This window comes from Metabacillus sp. Hm71 (assembly GCF_051842955.2).
Taxonomy (GTDB): Bacteria; Bacillota; Bacilli; order Bacillales; family Bacillaceae; genus Metabacillus.
This window is the reverse complement of the sequence record NZ_CM200278.1, coordinates 2,934,965-2,951,557: the sequence shown is the minus strand read 5'-3', so window position 1 is coordinate 2,951,557 and position 16,593 is coordinate 2,934,965. Positions and strand designations below refer to the sequence as shown.

At 39.7% G+C, this 16,593-nt stretch carries 13 protein-coding genes; 12 read left to right on the top strand and 1 reads right to left on the bottom strand.

What is annotated here, in order from left to right; translation table 11 throughout:
• The first annotated feature begins 10 nt into the window (after positions 1-10).
• The gene (locus tag ACSVDH_RS14345) at positions 11-712 is read left to right on the top strand and encodes a 2-phosphosulfolactate phosphatase (RefSeq protein ID WP_439252024.1); all 702 of its coding nucleotides are present in this window, start codon (positions 11-13) and stop codon (positions 710-712) included.
• A 514-nt stretch (positions 713-1,226) separates the two neighbouring features.
• The gene (locus ACSVDH_RS14340) at positions 1,227-1,364 is read left to right on the top strand and encodes a hypothetical protein (protein ID WP_299088758.1); all 138 of its coding nucleotides are present in this window, start codon (positions 1,227-1,229) and stop codon (positions 1,362-1,364) included.
• Between the two features lie 360 nt (positions 1,365-1,724).
• Here the strand turns inward: ACSVDH_RS14340 and ACSVDH_RS14335 are convergent, their stop codons facing one another.
• Positions 1,725-1,817 carry a putative holin-like toxin gene (locus tag ACSVDH_RS14335; protein WP_439252025.1) on the bottom strand — a complete coding sequence of 31 codons (93 nt, stop codon included), beginning with the start codon at positions 1,815-1,817 and terminating at the stop codon, positions 1,725-1,727.
• A 351-nt stretch (positions 1,818-2,168) separates the two neighbouring features.
• Here ACSVDH_RS14335 and ACSVDH_RS14330 point away from each other — a divergent pair, with 351 nt between their 5' ends.
• From ACSVDH_RS14330 to ACSVDH_RS14285, 10 genes are all read left to right on the top strand, one after another.
• Positions 2,169-3,158 (top strand): LacI family DNA-binding transcriptional regulator, encoded by a 990-nt coding sequence (locus ACSVDH_RS14330; protein ID WP_439252026.1) that lies wholly within the window; start codon positions 2,169-2,171, stop codon positions 3,156-3,158.
• 22 nt (positions 3,159-3,180) lie between these two features.
• Positions 3,181-5,313, top strand: a complete 2,133-nt coding sequence (locus ACSVDH_RS14325; RefSeq protein WP_439252027.1) for a Sip1-related alpha-galactosidase — start codon at positions 3,181-3,183, stop codon at positions 5,311-5,313.
• A gap of 401 nt (positions 5,314-5,714) precedes the next feature.
• The gene (locus tag ACSVDH_RS14320; RefSeq protein WP_439252028.1) at positions 5,715-7,055 is read left to right on the top strand and encodes an ABC transporter substrate-binding protein; all 1,341 of its coding nucleotides are present in this window, start codon (positions 5,715-5,717) and stop codon (positions 7,053-7,055) included.
• 68 nt (positions 7,056-7,123) lie between these two features.
• A complete protein-coding gene (locus tag ACSVDH_RS14315) occupies positions 7,124-8,077 on the top strand; it encodes a carbohydrate ABC transporter permease (protein ID WP_439252029.1) in 954 nt (317 codons plus the stop codon).
• On the top strand, positions 8,074-8,946 hold the full coding sequence (locus ACSVDH_RS14310; RefSeq protein ID WP_439252030.1) for a carbohydrate ABC transporter permease: 873 nt from the start codon (positions 8,074-8,076) through the stop codon (positions 8,944-8,946). Before ACSVDH_RS14315 ends, ACSVDH_RS14310 begins: the two co-directional genes overlap by 4 nt.
• 41 nt (positions 8,947-8,987) lie before the next feature.
• Positions 8,988-9,653 (top strand): aspartate/glutamate racemase family protein, encoded by a 666-nt coding sequence (locus ACSVDH_RS14305; RefSeq protein ID WP_439252031.1) that lies wholly within the window; start codon positions 8,988-8,990, stop codon positions 9,651-9,653.
• Positions 9,610-11,166 (top strand): FGGY-family carbohydrate kinase, encoded by a 1,557-nt coding sequence (locus ACSVDH_RS14300; protein WP_439252032.1) that lies wholly within the window; start codon positions 9,610-9,612, stop codon positions 11,164-11,166. The genes ACSVDH_RS14305 and ACSVDH_RS14300 overlap by 44 nt, the downstream gene beginning before the upstream one ends.
• Positions 11,167-11,188: 22 nt before the next feature.
• A complete protein-coding gene (locus tag ACSVDH_RS14295) occupies positions 11,189-12,112 on the top strand; it encodes a class II fructose-bisphosphate aldolase (protein ID WP_439252033.1) in 924 nt (307 codons plus the stop codon).
• Between the two features lie 41 nt (positions 12,113-12,153).
• Positions 12,154-14,019 carry an MBL fold metallo-hydrolase gene (locus ACSVDH_RS14290; protein WP_439252034.1) on the top strand — a complete coding sequence of 622 codons (1,866 nt, stop codon included), beginning with the start codon at positions 12,154-12,156 and terminating at the stop codon, positions 14,017-14,019.
• Positions 14,012-16,480: an alpha-mannosidase gene (locus tag ACSVDH_RS14285; RefSeq protein ID WP_439252035.1), complete on the top strand. Its 2,469-nt coding sequence runs from the start codon at positions 14,012-14,014 to the stop codon at positions 16,478-16,480. Before ACSVDH_RS14290 ends, ACSVDH_RS14285 begins: the two co-directional genes overlap by 8 nt.
• Positions 16,481-16,593 lie beyond the last annotated feature (113 nt).

Sequence of the window (16,593 nt, the reverse complement as noted above, 5' to 3'; positions counted from 1 at the left end):
GGGGAATTAAATGCAAATTACCATTTATCAAGGAAACGATCACCATTTGAGACCATCTGATGTCAACATTGTGATTGATGTGATCCGGGCATTCACAGTTGCCCACTACGCATTTCTTCAAGGTGTAAAAGAAATTTGGCTTGTTGGATCCGTGCAATCTGCTTTAAAAATAAAGGAACACTTTCCAGAAGTCCTTTTAGCAGGTGAGGTGAAAGGCTTACCAATTGCCGGTTTTGATCTAGATAATTCTCCATTTACTATTGCTCATCATCATGGTTTAAAGGGGAAAGTACTTGTACAGAAAACAACAAATGGTGTGAAGGCTGCTCTCAACGCCTTAAACGGAAAAGAAATTTATGTTACCGGGTTTTCCAATGCAAAAACGACGGCGCACTATATAAAAAAGAAATGGAAAAATGCCGAGAAACAAACCGAAATTAATATTGTTGCTTCACATCCGCTCGGTGATGATGATTTGGCCTGTGCTGAATATATAAAAAACATAATGGAGGAAAGGAATGCTTGTCTCACAAAGGAAGAAGTCATAAACAGGATTCAAAACTCATGTGTGACAGATAAATTTTATGATCCCAAGCAAAAGGAGTTTAATCCAGTAGATATTGAGTACTGCACAAAGGAACTGGATAGTCCGTTTATTATGAGGATTAATAAATCGCGGGAAATACCGACGATCGAAAGGGTGGATATTTAAGATTCGACCCTTTTTTTAATACCAGAATTTATATATTTTCTTAACATAGCTTGCGTTTCTGAATCTAGCTTCAGGCGCCATCGGCGAAGCACAGGACGTGCAAGTGCAGTCAAGAGATAAGGACGTCGCGTTTTTGACTGCCTCTAGGGTCTAGTCAAACAGGAATTGAAGGTAAAGAACACCTTCAATTCCTGTTCGCCTTATGCTTGTCGCCGAATGCTTAGCGCCTTGCGCTTTTTCAACAAAATTCTAAGCTCCTATAATGTTGCCTGTTAAGATGGAGATAAAATACTGTCGAAACTTGTTTTCAATTAATCTTTGAAAATGTAAGCGTTTTCTATTATAATAAAAGTGGGTTGGATGGCATGTGTGGCCGTCAAAGTATTTGGCGTAGGTGGGGCCGATACAATCGTTAGCTGAACAGGAACTGGACTTTAAGGTTTATTAAAACATAACTTTACGATGATATAAGAAGGTCGCCTGAGAATGGAAATATAGTGAAGGAGGTATGATCATGGCGAAAGAATGTAAATTAACATTATCTGATTTTGTAAATAAGGATCGATTTGAACTAAACTCTTACCTTACGTATTTGTTCAATGAATATTATGATAATCAGCTGCAAGCGAAAGAAAAATATGTGAAGCAATAAAGCGCAACTCTGGAAAGTTCGTAAGACGAGAATATATGAATGCATAAATTTATTGAAGAGATAACCATTAATAAGTAAGGAAAGGTCAGTCCCACTAACACCAATATGTAGGATTACTAAATGTCCCTATATATTGTGTGTTCTAAGCGGTTCTGACCTTTGGTTTTGTTTAATAAGAAAAGCGCAAGCGCCTTGATCAGCCTAAGGTAAATAAGACGATCATGAATAGAAGGCGTTCTTTGCCTTCAATTCATGAGTGGCTAGACCCTAGAGGGGCTAGGCGCTGGAGCTAGACACAAAAACTAGGTTAAAATTTTATACTTTCTTACCTTTCAAAAAAATAACACGCAGGTCGCGTGTTCAAGAATCCTTATCATTATCTTTCGTTCCCAGAATGGCGACTACAAACATCCCAAAGCTAATCATGATAGACAAAACTTCAAATGTACTCATTTATCCATCGCCTCCTTATACTCAGCCTTCCCCGATCTATGCTTGTCCTATACAAACTTTTTGCAAAGGATTTAGGCGAAATGGAGGGCAAATAAACCGAAGCTGACAGAAAAAAGTAGTTATTACTAAGGTCATAATGTCTAAATGAAAACTTATTAAAATAGAACAAAAATTCTAATTTTCCCATCAATCAATTTCCATAACCATCTTGACAGCTTTTCGTAAGTAGACTAAGCTAAAATCATAACGTGATAGGAACGTTCCCACTTATTCGATCAAAGGGAAGAATGACTGTTTTTATAAAAACTAAAAATGGGAGCGTTCCCAAATTCAGTTTAGGAGGGAGCTGGATTGAACCCAACAATCCACGACGTGGCTAGGCTTGCCAACACATCAAAAAGCACAGTTTCCAGATTTTTAAATGGTCAACCAGTCAAAAAAGAAACAGAACAGGCACTTAAGAAAGCCATAAAAGAATTAAATTATCATCGCAATGTCAATGCAAGGCGTTTAGTTATGAACAAAACGCAAACGATTGGAATTGTTGTTGATGACATTTCAAATTATTTCTATACCCCTGTTTTTAAAGGGATTGAGCGAATCGCAAAAGAAAAAGGATTTCATTGTGTCTTTTATAGTTTAACCTCTAATATTTCCCAAGAGATCTCCTCATTAGAATTTTTATACGAGGGACAAGTTGACGGTCTTATTTTTGTCAGCTTCCTAAAAAGAAAAGAGGAAGACCTGCAAAAGATGGCAGAATCAGGCTATCCAATTGTGTTAGTTGGTCATGCCGGATCACTGGAAGTAATAGATTCAGTCGATGTAGATAATGTATATGGCATTTCTGAAATGGTCAAATACCTTCACCGTTTAGGGCATCGGCAAATTGCTTACATTTCAGGTCCTGATCATCTATCAGCAACGAAAGACCGGCTCGATGGTTATGAACAAACGATGGCAGAGTTTAAACTCGATGTCATGGTTACCCATTCGGATTGGTCCAATCAAGGCGGCTATTTAGCGATGAATCAATTGTTTGAAATGGGAGACTTTACAGCCATTATCTCATCAAATGATGAGACAGCAATTGGTGCGCTCAAAGCAATTCAAGAACGCGGCTATCAAGTGTCAATTGATTTTTCGTTAACAGGCTTCGATGATATCGCTATTTCAAGTTGGACATACCCTTCTCTTACAACACTAAGGCAGCCTTTTGAGGCCATGGGAATAAAAGCGGCAGAGATTTTATTTAACAAAATCGAAAAGAAACAACTTTCAAGCAAACGCCATTTATTAAAGCCAAAGTTAATCTTACGAGATTCATGTAGAAAAATATGATTAATGAAAAGGAGGGCCATTAATGAAACTAGCAAACAATACAAATATCATAAACTTGCAAATAAAAGACAAAAAAGTCTTACAGGATATTCAGCTATCCGTTACGCTTGATAACCTTACAAACATTGAATTAAGGCTCATCAATACGATGACAAGGCCAACATCAAAAGGAGGGGAGGAATACACGGAAACGATCCATACCTTTACTGACAATAAACAGCTTGTTTCAGTAGAATTACGCCTTCATCTCTATCAAAACCTGTTATTAGCATTCATTGATGCTGAGATTAAAAACGAACGGATGCAAAGCAGGCACACTTGTTTTGCCCCTGAAGCTGCCATTACACTTCATGTGGGAAGTATAGGTCAAGCCTCAGGGCTATTGGCTAACTACCAGCACAAAGATTGGTGGACACGCCCGCATTTTTCGCATGATCTAAAGTCCTTGCCTGAACGAACGCAGTCATTATTATGGAAGAATGAAAAGAGCTATATTTATCTTTTACCTGTCGTCGAAAAGATTTTTCGCACAGACCTGTCAGGCAGTAAACAAGGAATGGATATAAAGCTTTCTTCCTATACAGGAGGATTTGACCATTGTCAAACATTAGCCTTTGCAATTGGAATTGGAGAACAGCCGTTTAAACTATCCACTAAAACAATCGGAAGTACATTAGAAGTACTAGAATACCCTACCTTACCGCGCCAGAAAAAGCGTTATCCGCACGTATTGGACTATTTAGGCTGGTGCAGCTGGGATGCCTTTTATCATGAAGTAAGCGAAGACGGAATCCTAGCAAAAATGGATGAACTAAAGGAAAAGCAGCTGCCCGTAAAATGGGTGATGATCGATGATGGCTGGCTGGATGTTGAAGATCATCGTCTGCAATCATTTGAAGCAAATCGCCAGAAATTCCCTAACGGACTTCCCTCCATTTCAAAAAAATTAAAGCAGCAATACGGGGTATCATGGGTTGGAGTATGGCATACGATTGCCGGCTATTGGGGAGGAATCCACAAAAAGTTAGCCAGAAGTCTAAATGACTGTGTCTATCCAACAAACAGCCAAAAATATATCCCTCATCCAGAGCTCGATAAAGGATTAAAGTTTTGGAATCAATTCCATTCAAGCTTAAAAAAACAAGGAATTGATTTTGTGAAAGTTGATAGTCAGAGTGCTGTTAAGAACTTTATGATGCACCAAAAATCAGTTGGTGAAGCAGCACATGGCATCCATGCAGGCTTAGAAGCATCTGTAGGGCTTCATTTCGATCATTGTATGATTAACTGCATGGGGATGGCTTCAGAAAATATCTTTCATCGGCCAATATCAGCGATTTCCCGCAATAGTGATGACTTTGTTCCAGGTGAAGAAATTAGCTTTAAAGAGCACGCTCTGCAAAATGCTTATAACTCCTATTACCATGGCGAGTTTTATTGGGGCGATTGGGACATGTTTTGGACAATTCATGAAGAAGGTGTGCAAAATGCGATTTTAAGGGCGGTAAGCGGAGGTCCCGTTTATTTTAGTGATCAAGTAGGGCTAACTGATCCAGAAAAAATTTGGCCGCTTATTCTTAATGACGGGAAAATTTTGCGCGCAGATCAGCCAGGACTGCCAACAGAAGACTGCTTATTTCTAAACCCGAATGAAGAACAAGTACCGTTAAAAGTATGGAATACTGTTCAGAACACTGGTGTTATCGGTGTGTTTAACATTCACTTAAATGGAGAGCAGGTACATGGTGCTTTAAGTCCAGCTGACATTCCGCATTTAACAGGAGATCACTTTGCTGTATTTGATTTTCTAAAGCAAACAGCCACGATTTTAACAAAGGATGAAGCCATGCCATTAACGTTAGAAAAGGACACAGCAGAATTATACCTTATTATGCCGTTTGATGGATTTACTCCAGTCGGGCTTATAAACAAATATTTATCACCAGCGGCTATATTAAAATCCTACAAAGGAGAAAAGTCGGTCATAATCGATTTGGCAGAAGGCGGTATTTTTGGATTCGTATCTGACAAAAAGCCGATTGCTGCATTTGTGAACAAAAAGGAAGCACGAATTCATGCAGTTGATGAACGATTTTATAAGATTGATTGCAGTGAAGAAGATACAGATGTGCAAATTGAGATTTTTATTGACTAGCATATGTACGAGAACCAGGATAAGGGACATAGTCATCGTTATGAAAATAAGGATTTTTGTTGATTTTAGAGTATATTTAATAGGTTCATATTTATCTTGATCAAATCATCAACCTAACTAGCAGTAGAAAACAACATAGAAATTTATCGTATTTTATCAGATAAAAAGATTCAAAATATTATTGACATTGTAAGCGTATACAACGATAATAAAGACAAGTCAACAAAACCTCACATAATCAGTAAACAAATAACACAAAACATACTGCTGTTAGGTGAAATCAAATTCTGCAACACCGCAAAAATCCAATTAATTACCGATCCCGATACTTAATTAGACCTTTACCGATATTGTGGGTTTTTGAATGATGTAAATTCTTACTTTAACAAGGGGGAAAATGTATGATTAGTTACAGAAAATCTTTAACCTTGCTCATGATTTTTATAATGAGTTTGGGAACGTTCCTATCAGGATGTTCAGGAAACAAAGAGACCTCAAAAGAAGAAACGAACGAAACTAGCAGCAAAGGGAAGATTGAACTTGATTTTTGGACCTTCTGGGGCTCTGAAACACGCAGACCAATTATTGAAAAAATCATTGAAGATTTTAATAACTCACAGGATAAAATCCACGTTAAACATACATATCTGCCTTGGGGAGATATCTGGACAAAAGAATTGGCAGCGGTTGCAGCGGGGAATCCTCCAGATGTCATCATCAATGATATTAACACGGTAAGACAACGTGCAAAAAAAAAGCAAAATGAAAGCTTAGGTACATTCTTTGAACAAGATCCAAGCATAAAAGATCAATTCTATCCGGAGCTTTGGAATGCTGTTACACATGATGGCGTACCATATGCCTTGCCTTTCAATACAGATACCAGATTACTATTTTGGAACAAAGACCTGTTTAAAGAAGCGGGATTAGATCCTGAACAACCTCCTAAAACGTGGGAAGAAGTAAAAGAGTTTGCGAAAAAAATTGATCAAAAAACCGGAAAACGTTATACGCGAATCGGGTTTTTACCAAGACATAAAATCGGGCCGGATATTTGGATGCTTAATGCAACAGGTCACGGCTACTGGGACTATGAAGCTGGAAAACCGGTCGTGAATGATGAAAAAGCGGTTGATGCTTTGCAGTGGGTGTATGATTTCGAACAAATATATGGAGAGGACGTCATTAACGGATTTAAAGCTGAATTTGGTGAAAACCAAGCAGATCCATTTATTTCAGGAAAAATCGGCATGGTCGTAACAACGCCAACAGATGCCTATACTAAAATTCGCGACTTTGGCAATGGGATGAATTTCGGTGTTGCACCAATGCCAGAAATGGAACCTGGAAATGGCCACACAGTATGGGGCGGAGGCTTTGTTGCCGAAGTACCATATGGAGCCAAAAATCCTGAAGCTTCTTGGGAATTTATTAAATACTTGACAGGACCTGAAGCACAGGAATATTGGGCTGTTAAAAACTTTGATAATGTTGCAAACATTCAAGCATCCGAAAATGCCGCAAAAAGCTCTGAGCTTAAAGAAGACGGTAAGAGAGTTTACCAGGCTGCCATTGACAATATGGAACATACGATTTTAACCCCAACACCGCTCGAGGCTCCAGATTATCTTAATCTAATTAATCCTGAGCTGGATAAAGCATTATTAGGTGAAAAAACACCAAAAGAAGCTTTAGAGGATGCCCAGAAAGCAGTGGAGCAGTTAGTTGGAAGCACAAAATAATCGAAGTTCATGGGAGTGAATGTTTCGCTCCCTGATTACTTCATCTTAGGAAAAGGGGGACTCTAAACATGCAAACCCAGGCTTCGACTGAAAAAAGAGTAAAAATCAAAAATAGAAAAATCATGACACTGGAAAAAAAGGAAAGCTTACAAGGATATATCTTTGTTGCCCCTTGGTTAATAGGCTTTTTAATCCTGACAGCTGGTCCAATGCTGTTTTCCTTATATGCAAGTTTTACAAACTATGATGTTACCTCCAGAATGGATTTCATCGGTATAAGTAACTATATCAGAATGTTCACCAATGACGATCTGTTTTGGATTTCATTAGGAAATACCCTCTACTATGTCTTGATATCCGTTCCAATTACCACAGCAGGTGCCGTTCTTTTAGCTGTCTTGCTAAATCAAGGAGTGCCTGGCATGAGATTTTATCGAACGATTTTCTATTTACCTGCTGTCCTATCAGGTGTCGGTGTGTATTTGCTTTGGATGCAATTATTAAGCCCGAACACCGGTCTTATTAATACGGTACTGTCTTGGGTTGGCATTACCGGTCCTGCATGGTTATTTGACCCTAATTGGACAAAACCATCCTTGATCTTTATGAAGCTATGGAGTCTTGGCGGAGGAATGCTCTTATATCTTGCCAGCTTGCAAGGTGTTTCAAAATCGCTTTATGAGGCTGCAGAAATAGATGGTGCTTCTGCATTTAAACGCTTCAGACATATCACCTTACCAATGATTACCCCGGTCATTTTCTTTGATGTTGTCACAAGTTTAATCGGCGGGTTTCAAGTTTTCCAAGAAGCCTATGTCATGAGTGAAAGCGGTAATGGCGGACCCGCAAACTCTTTAGTTTTCTTTAATTTACATATGTGGAATAAAGCCTTTGAAGTGTTTGATATGGGATATGCAATGGCGATGTCATGGATTTTATTTATCATCATTTTGATTTTAACAGTGATAAATTTAAAACTTGCTCCAAGATGGGTGCACTATGAAGGAGATGATCATAAATGAGTGTATCTGTACAAAAGGAAGCCTATTTCCAAAGTGTTAAGGTAAAAAAACGAATATCCCAGACCATTGTCACCATGATTCTCCTAGGAGGAAGCTTGCTAATTTTGTTGCCTGTTTGGTGGATGTTTGCCACATCAATTAAACATATGGGAGAAATCATGCAATATCCTCCTACCTTTATTCCAAAAGAATGGCATTGGGAAAATTATCTTGAAACGTGGAAAGCTGCGCCATTTACCCGCTTTTTATTTAACACATTACTAATTACTGTCTTTGTCGTATTAGGCAATGTATTAGCAAATTCGTTTATTGCTTACGGCTTTTCGAAAATCCGCTTTAAAGGGCGCAATTTCTTGTTTGCCGTCGTTTTAGCGACCATGATGATTCCAGGATTCGTCACCATGATTCCGCATTATGTTTTATTTTCGAAATTAGGTTGGTTAAATACGTATTTACCATTGATCATCCCGGCATTCTTCGGAAGCGCCTTCAATATCTTCCTGATCCGGCAATTTTTTTTAACAATTCCGAACGAGTTAGTTGAAGCAGCAAAAATTGATGGGGCCAATCATTTCTATATATGGGCAAAAATTATGATTCCCCTCGCAAAGCCTGCGATTGCCACTGTTGCCATTTTCTCGTTTAACGGTGCATGGAATGATTTTTTAGGACCCTTACTTTATGTGAACGACGAATCACTTTACACGTTGCAAATAGGGCTACAAGTATTTAAAGGACAGCTGGCAACACAATGGAACTATTTAATGGCTGGATCACTATTGGTTTTACTTCCAGTTATCATCTTGTTTTTTATCTTCCAACGATACTTTATTGAAGGTATGAACTTAACTGCAGGTTCTAAAGGCTAATAATACAGACTACCTAGAAATAGGAAAGGGAGGGAACTCAGGTGGGCGAAACATTAGCGATCATTCATACCACACATGTTACAGTCGAGCCACTAAAAGATTTAGCTGCTAAATCCTTACCAAATCTTCATGTCATTAATTTTGTTGATGATTCGATTTTGCCACAGCTAGGTCAAAATGGCGGAAAACTTGAAGAAGTGCAAGGAAGACTGATTCAATACGTAAAAAATGCTGAAGCACTTGGAGCTGATATCATTTTAAACGCATGCTCATCAGTTGGAGAAATTGTTCCTTTCGCAAGGGAGGAAGTATTGATCCCGATTATCCGAATCGATGAAGCAATGGCAGAAGCAGCGATTATCCGCGCGAAACGAATCGGAGTGGCTGCAACACTTGCTACAACTTTAAATCCAACTATTAGACTTCTTAAAGCAAAAGCGAAGCAGTTCTCAACAAATGCTATCTTTGAACCTGTTCTTATAGAGGAAGCATATAAGCGCTTAATCAATGGGGACAAAACGGGTCATGATGAACTACTTGCCAATGTGCTGACAAATCTTGCTGACCGATCGGAACTTGTTGTTTTAGCACAAGCATCGATGGCAAGAGTGCTTGAAAAGCTTCCAAAACCAATGCAATCGAAATTTTTAACGAGCCCTGAGCTTGGAATGGCGCGAGTTAAACAAGCACTCGAAGAAAGTAAGTGACACAATGGCGATGATAGGGATTGATCTCGGCACAACACATTGCAAAGCAGGACTTTTTCATGAAAACGGTGATGTTATTCAGATCGCAATACGGCAAATGATTATCCGTCACGATTGCGAAGGGAACCCATTTTATCAACCGGAGGAAATATGGAACAAGATATACGAATGTCTGTCTGAAATCATGTCAAACCGAAATGTAATGGTTTCCGTTATCGGAATATCAAGCATGGCTGAAACAGGCTTGTTGCTTGATAGGGAGACAGGGAGAGCAAAAACAGCTTTTATACCATGGTTCAGCAGGTGTGCATTAAATGAAGCGAATCAAATTGGAAAGGAAGATGATCCTTTTCGCCGCTTTCAAAAAACTGGTTTGCATACTAGCTATAAATATGGTCTAGCCAAAATTCTTTCCTTAAAAGGGAAAGATAAGGGGATATTAAAACATGCTGTTTGGTTATCTGCTTCAGACTTTATTGCCTATAAACTGACAGGTAAGCTGGCAACCGATTATACCTTGGCTGCAAGAACGTATGCCTTTCAAATTGATCAAAAAGACTGGGATTTAGAGTGGATAAACCATTTTGACCTGCCAGAGCAGTTGTTTCCTCAAGCTTTTCCAAGCGGAACGATCATGGGGGAAACCACCCTGTCAGATCTTCAAAGGATCGGGATTGCAAAAGGAACTCCTGTTGCCATCGCCGGCCATGATCACGTATGTGCTGCCCTCGCTGTTGGAGCAGTTAAACCTGGTATTGTATTCGATTCAATAGGCACAGCTGAAACGTTAGTAGGAACACTGAAAAAAAGAGATTTATCCAAAATTGATTATGAATCAGGGCTGTCATTTGGATGCCATATGGTAGCCAACCGTTTTTTTTGGATGGGGGGAATCTCCTCCTCTGGTGGTTCAATTGAATGGTTCAGAGATCAATTATCAGACCAAACATTGTCCTATGAAGAAATCATCCGCTTATCGTTACTTGCTAAAGAAGGGCCGACAGGGATTCTCTACTATCCATATTTATCTGGCAGTGGTGCACCAAACCCTGATCCCGATACAAAAGCTGCTTTTATCGGTGTTGCTGCCTCACATGAGCGTCAGGATTTGTTAAAGGCAATAATGGAAGGGACTTGTTATGAAATGGAAGCGATTCGAAGATCAGCAGAAAGGATCACAGAACATCCAATCAACCACGTAATTGTCGTTGGCGGAGGAGCCAAAAACAAAGCTTGGCTGAAAATAAAAGCGGATATTACCAACTGCCAATTAACCATTCCAAATCTTTCAGAAGCAACTTTACTCGGAGCTGCAATGACGGCGGGAATTGGCAGCAAGGTCTATCAAAACGTAGAAGAAGCCATTTCAAACTTACGTAACCGAAAAAAACGCATTACCCCAAACGAAAAAGCGCATCGTGACTATCGCAAAATCTATGAAAAAGGATATACGAAGCTGCAGCATCCATTAAGAGATTACTATCACAGCATGACAGAGTTCGTTACCAAATAAATCATTAAAGGAGTTTACTATAATGGCAAAAAAGACGAAGCCGAAAAATGTCCTTACATTAAAAGAAGCATTAATAATTGCCGAAAAAAACAGATATGCCATCGGCTCCTTCTCCCCAAGGTATACACCGATGGTTCGTCCAATTTTGCACGCGGGCCAAAAAACGCAATCACCTGTCATCGTTCAAATTTCAGAAAAAGAGCTCATACGCTATGGGATTACCCCATGCGAAATTGCGGAAGAATTTTATCAGACGGTAGAAGAAGAGAACATCACCGTTCCGGTCGTCCTTCATCTTGATCATACAAAGCAGCTTTCCATTATTGAAGCTGCCATTGAAGCTGGTTTCACGTCGATCATGATTGACGCTTCAGAAAAAGAGCTGGATGAAAATATCAAAATAAGTAAAGAAGTCGTTGATTTTGCTCATGCAAGAGGAGTTTCTGTTGAAGCAGAGCTTGGGAAGATCGGGACAACGGACTTTGTCGAGACAGACACAGATGAAGAGCTTTACACAGATCCTCAGGAGGCATGGCAATTTGTCAACGAAACCCGATGTGATGCTTTAGCCGTATCGGTTGGAACCGCACACGGTGTTTATCATGTTCGAAAACCAAAAATAGACCTGAACCGATTAAAAGCTATACGTAATTTAACACCCGTACATTTAGTTCTTCATGGCGGTTCTGGGGTACCTGCGGTAATGATGAGAGAGGCCATCATGATTCGCAATGGAGGAATCAGTAAAGTAAATATCGCTACTGATTTAGAGCTTTCTTTGCTAGAGGCTATAGGGCGGAAGAATAGGATGACAAATCAGGAATGTAAAGCCCTTCATCAGGAGCAGTTAGTAATAGGAAGAAATGCAGTAGAAAATACAGTTATTGAAAAAATTGAACATTTCTTAGGCAGTTCAAACAAAGCGAAATCATTTCAACTTACATAAACGAAGTTTTAAATCAACAGAAATAAAGGTCGTGAATACACATGATGAGGCAAATCTCTACTAATCTTTATATCTATAAAGATACTTGTAACGTTTACGTCATAAAATCAGGGAGAAAAGCAATACTTATCGATTTTGGCAGCGGTGATGTCCTCGTACAACTGCCATCAATCGGGATCGCAGAAGTAACAGACATTTTCATGACCCATCACCATCGTGATCAAGCTCAAGGACTTGAACTTGCAGCTAGGAAAGGAATCCGAATCCGGGTCCCTCATACAGAACAGGATTTATTTGAACAAGTTGATGAGCATTGGAAGGCAAGAGTAATCGACAATAACTATAACATGAGGCAGGATCGCTTTTCCCTCCTCCGATCAGTGCCTGTTTATTCGACGTTAAAAGACTACGAAACACTCATGCTGAATGGAAGATTTTTTACGATTGTACCAACACCAGGCCACACCATTGGCTCCATTGCGATCATTGGAGAAATTGATGGCAAACAAACAGCCTTTACAGGTGATTTGATTTATGCACCGGGTAAGGTGTGGTCCTTATCTGCAACACAATGGTCCTATAATGGAGGCGAAGGGATTGCTTTAAGTATCCTTTCGCTCTTGGATCTAAAAGGCAGAAATCCTGATGTTCTCCTGCCTTCACATGGGGAAGTGATGAATCACCCAAAAGAGGCGATCAATCTTTTAATAGACCGCTTTACAAAGCTTATGGAACAGCGCAAGCAGAATCCAAGACTGTTCCAACTAAGAGAGAATCCGTATGAACGGATCACTGAGAACCTATTAATGAATCGAACGAGTATGGCAAACTCTTATGTGCTTATCTCGAAAAGCGGTAAAGCGTTATTCCTTGATTTTGGCTATGATTTTATTGGCGGAATCGCTGCAGGTTCTGATAGAGCTTCACGTCGTCCATGGTTATATACCATTTCAACACTTAAGAAACAATTTGGAATCGATAAGATAGATGTTGTCATTCCTACACATTACCATGATGACCATGTTGCCGGCATGAATCTACTAAGGGATGTGGAAGGCGCAGAAATATGGTGCCCTGAAAACTTTGCTGATATTTTGGAACATCCTAAAACGTATGATCTGCCATGTTTATGGTATGACCCAATAAACGTTGACCGCATTTTACCGCTAAAACAAAAAGTGAGATGGGAAGAGTATGAGTTCACCTTGTATCCACAAGCAGGACATACACTTTTTGCGGCGGCAATCGAGTTTGAAATAGATGGAAAACGTGTGATCGCCATTGGTGACCAATATCAAGGAAATGAAGATGCTAACTACGTTTACCATAACAAATTTCGTATTTGGGATTATGTTGATAGCGCCTTACTCTACAAAACTCTTAAACCAGATCTCCTTCTTTCAGGACATTGGGATCCGATTTTCGTAACGGACGATTACCTTGAACAAATTGAAAAAAATGGAAGATTACTAGAAAAAATTCATCATGAGCTATTGCCTTTAGAGGAAATCGACTTTGGCGCAGAGGGATTTGGGGCAGTTATTCAACCATACCAGCAGACGGTCAATCAAGGTGAAACATTTACGATGACGATTGAAATAAAAAATCCATTTAACGTGGAAAAAGAAATTACAGCGAAAATACAAGCACCTCATGGCTGGGTAATAGAGATGAGTGAATTTAATGCAATTGTACCTAGTAAAGAAACAAGCCAATTTTCAACAACGATATCTGTACCAAAAGAAGCCGTTGGCTATCGAGAACGAATCGCTGTTGATATAACCGTTGGGGAGCAGCGCTTTGGTCAGCAGGCCGAAGCATTAATTTCGATTCAACAATCATTAATTTGTTCAACAGCGATGGAACCAAGCTTTAACATGACATTAGGAGGGAAAAAAGATGACTGAAAAAACAACCGTTGTACAGGAAAAACAACGATCCAAAACGAAGGAGCAAACATTGCATATGATAGGAAATGCCCACCTAGACCCTGTTTGGTTATGGCAGTGGCAAGAAGGCTTTCAGGAAACAAAAGCTACGTTTCGTTCAGCACTTGACCGGATGAAGGAATACCCTGATTTTGTGTTTACAAATAGCTCTGCTGCAAATTATGAGTGGATCGAAAATAATGAACCTGAAATGTTTGAAGAAATCAAACAACGAATTAAAGAGGGTCGTTGGGAAATCGTCGGCGGCTGGTGGGTGCAGCCCGACTGCAATTTACCTGGCGGAGAATCCTTTGTTCGTCAAGGGCTCTATGGACAACGCTATTTTCAAGAAAAATTCGGGGTGACGGCGAAGGTCGGCTACAATGTTGACAGCTTTGGGCATCATGGCATGCTGCCGCAGATCTTAAAAAAAAGCGGCATGGATTATTACATCTTCATGCGTCCAAGTCCACAAGAAAAAGGGCTCCCAAGCAGGCTGTTCTGGTGGGAATCAGATGACGGCTCCCGGGTATTAGCATTTAGAATCCCTTTTGAATATTGTACCTGGGGCAAAGATTTAGATAAGCATATCCGCCGTAATGCCGGAGAATTAAAAGCACCATTTGATGATTTAATGTGCTTTTACGGTGTCGGTAACCATGGCGGCGGTCCAACGAAGGAAAATATTGAAAGTATCAAACGTTTAAACGAAGATCCAACATTCCCTTCATTAGTCTTTAGCACACCGAATAAGTTCTTTGAGGAATTAATAAAAAAGAATCTTCCATTTCCATCTGTACACGATGACTTACAGCATCATGCCAGCGGTTGTTATGCTGTTCATTCAGGCATTAAAAAATGGAATCGGGAAGCAGAAAACATGTTAATTAAAGCAGAAAAATTCTCTGCTATCGCTAATTGGGTAACGGGCCAAAGCTATCCAATCCATGAGTATGACCGAGCTTGGAAAAATGTTTTATTCAATCAATTCCATGATATTTTAGCAGGAACGAGCTTAGAGGAAGCGTACGAGGATGCAAGGAATATGCATGGTGAAGCAATGTCAATCGGCAGCAGAGGATTAAATTATGCGGTTCAATCCTTGTCATGGAGAATTGATATTGAGGAAGTAGAGGGAATGAAGCCAATTGTTGTCTTTAATCCGCACTCATGGAATAGCAGGGTGAACGTCGAACTTGAAGTCGGCGGCTTAAAAGAAGGCGATATTTTAGTAGATGAAGAAGGTAAGCAAATTCCAATGCAAACTGTTCAATCACATGCAACATCAGGCGGACGCTATCGAGTGAGCTTTATCGCAGAGCTTCCATCTATGGGATACCGCGTCTATAAATTGCTGCGGGCTGAAGCTTCAAATGAGTTTCCTTGCTTACCTTCAATTGATACCATTCTTGAAAACGATACATTCCGGGTTGAAATTGATGCAGAGACTGGTTTTATAACAAGCTTGTTTGATAAAACAAAGGAACTCGAATTACTGGATGGCCCAGCAGCAAGTCCAATTGTCATCCATGACACGAGTGATACTTGGTCACATAATGTTCTCCAGTTTAAAGAAGAAGCAGGTTCATTTAAGGCGAAAAGCGTAAAACGCGTTGAGCATGGACCAGTTAAGTCGGTAATTCGCGTTATTAGTGAATACGGCAAATCCACTCTCGTACAAGACTTTACGATCTATAAAGAATTAGATCAAATTGATGTTCATTGCACGTTAAACTGGCAGGAGCAATTCAAGCTTCTAAAGCTAAAATTCCCAGTAGACCTCGTATTTAGAAAAGCGACCTATGAGATCCCTTATGGAACGATTGTAAGGGAGTGCAATGGAGAAGAAGAGCCTGGCCAGAATTGGATTGATGTATCAGGCACACATCAAAAGACAGGAGAAATGTATGGATTAAGCATTCTGAATGATGGAAAGTATAGCTTTGATATTCATAACAAGGAAATGAGCTTGACGGTTCTGCGCAGCCCGATTTACGCTCATCATGATCCATTAGTTCCTGAGGAAGATGGCCATTATTCCTTTATTGATCAAGGAATCCAAACTTTCACCTATTCCATCCTTCCACATAAAGGGAACTGGGAAACAGCCGGAACTGTCAAACGAGCAGCGGAATTAAATCAGAAGCCGGTCACGATCATTGAAACCTATCATAAAGGTGCTTTGCCGCAGAAAGATTCCTTTTTATCTGTTGATGTCGACAATGTGATTGTAAGTGTTGTAAAGAAAGCGGAAGACAATGATGATCTCATCGTTCGTGCCTATGAAACAGCAAATGATGCTACAACAGCGATTATCACGCTGCCTAAATGGAACAGACAAATTAAAGCACAGTTTCATCCATCTGAAATTAAGACATTCCGTATTCCTGCAAATGAATCAAAACCAGTAACAGAAACGAATCTACTTGAATGGGAATAATAGCGGACTGTCGCTAAATTTAAAATATTCAGACCTATAGTAAATTCAAGCCAATTTACTTGTGTTTGTTCTTCGGAGGGGGATCTCCCCTCTATAATAGGAAGTGAGGTGCT

Bases quoted from the DNA above. Each gene is read 5' to 3' on its own strand.
- ACSVDH_RS14295 (WP_439252033.1), top strand. From the start codon at position 11,189: ATGGCAAAAAAGACGAAGCCGAAAAATGTCCTTACATTAAAAGAAGCA.
- ACSVDH_RS14335 (WP_439252025.1), bottom strand. From the start codon at position 1,817: ATGAGTACATTTGAAGTTTTGTCTATCATGATTAGCTTTGGGATGTTT.
- ACSVDH_RS14285 (WP_439252035.1), top strand. From the start codon at position 14,012: ATGACTGAAAAAACAACCGTTGTACAGGAAAAACAACGATCCAAAACG.
- ACSVDH_RS14315 (WP_439252029.1), top strand. From the start codon at position 7,124: ATGCAAACCCAGGCTTCGACTGAAAAAAGAGTAAAAATCAAAAATAGA.
- ACSVDH_RS14290 (WP_439252034.1), top strand. From the start codon at position 12,154: ATGATGAGGCAAATCTCTACTAATCTTTATATCTATAAAGATACTTGT.
- ACSVDH_RS14345 (WP_439252024.1), top strand. From the start codon at position 11: ATGCAAATTACCATTTATCAAGGAAACGATCACCATTTGAGACCATCT.
- ACSVDH_RS14340 (WP_299088758.1), top strand. From the start codon at position 1,227: ATGGCGAAAGAATGTAAATTAACATTATCTGATTTTGTAAATAAGGAT.
- ACSVDH_RS14320 (WP_439252028.1), top strand. From the start codon at position 5,715: ATGATTAGTTACAGAAAATCTTTAACCTTGCTCATGATTTTTATAATG.
- ACSVDH_RS14325 (WP_439252027.1), top strand. From the start codon at position 3,181: ATGAAACTAGCAAACAATACAAATATCATAAACTTGCAAATAAAAGAC.
- ACSVDH_RS14310 (WP_439252030.1), top strand. From the start codon at position 8,074: ATGAGTGTATCTGTACAAAAGGAAGCCTATTTCCAAAGTGTTAAGGTA.